This window comes from Xylophilus ampelinus, assembly GCF_003217575.1.
Classification (GTDB): Bacteria; Pseudomonadota; Gammaproteobacteria; order Burkholderiales; family Burkholderiaceae_C; genus Xylophilus; species Xylophilus ampelinus.
Genome location: NZ_QJTC01000064.1, coordinates 1 through 1,122, shown reverse-complemented (window position 1 = coordinate 1,122; position 1,122 = coordinate 1). Strand labels below are relative to the sequence as shown.

Here is a 1,122-nt window from a genome sequence, read left to right as displayed (position 1 = left end):
GATCGTATCGGCGCTCTTGTGCCAGATGAAAGGTTTCGGGTCGGCGTTATGTCGGTCGATGTATTGCCGGATGGAGCGCTCCAGATCGGCCACGCTGGTGTGCGTACCGCGCTTGATCCACTGTTGGGTGATCTGGCCGAAGAAGCGTTCGACCAGGTTGAGCCAGGACGCGGAGGTGGGTGTGAAGTGCACATGAAAACGCGGGCGAGCGGCCAACCAGGCGCGCACCTTGTCGGTCTTGTGGGTGCCGTAGTTGTCCATGATCAGGTGCACCTCCTGATCGGCGGGAGTCGATGCCTCGATGGTGTTGAGGAACGACAGGAACTCCACGCTGCGATGGCGGCGCTTGAGCTGCCCGATGACCTTGCCGGTGGCCACATCCAGCGCGGCAAACAGCGAGGTGGTGCCGTGGCGCTTGTAGTCATGTGTGCGTGTGGCAGGCTGGCCGAATGTCAGGGGCAGCCCCGGTTGCGTGCGATTCAAGGCCTGGATCTGGCTCTTCTCATCGACGCTCAACACCAGCGCCCGATCCGGGGGCGCCAGGTACAACCCCACCACATCGCCTACCTTGTCCACGAAGTGCGGGTCGGTGGAGAGCTTGAAGGTTTTCTGCAGGTGCGGCTTCAAGCCGAATGCATGCCATATGCGCTGCACCGTGGGGGCCGACACGCCCGTGGCCGCGCTCATGCTGCGCACGCTCCAGTGCGTGGCGTTGTCCGGTGTGCTCTGGCGCACCTTGTCCACCACCGCCTGCACCTGCTCGTCGGAGACCGTGCGGGGGCGGCCCGTGCGCGGGGCATCGGTCAGCCCGGCCAAGCGATACGCTTCATAGCGCTGGCGCCACTTGGACACCGTCTGAGCGGTGGTGTGCAGGCGCTGGGCGAGCACGGTGCCCGAGATACCGTCGGCACAACCCAGCACGATGTGGATGCGCAGTTTCTCGTCGGTCGGTGCCTTGCGGATCGCCAGCCGAGCCAGCAACTCGGCCCGCTCCGATTGCGTCACTTCCAGCACCTTCGGCGGCCTTCCTGATCTGGTCATCTTTGTAGTTTCCTGGACTTGGAAACTCATGGATAACCATTCGTCAACTTAGTTCGGCTTATTTTTGAGACACCACACTAG

1 protein-coding gene is annotated in these 1,122 nt (G+C 62.8%); it reads right to left on the bottom strand.

What is annotated here, in order from left to right; genetic code table 11:
* Positions 1-1,041: IS630 family transposase (locus DFQ15_RS16845; RefSeq protein WP_110467051.1), on the bottom strand; the 1,041-nt coding region annotated here is incomplete at its 3' end.
* Positions 1,042-1,122: the final 81 nt, after the last annotated feature.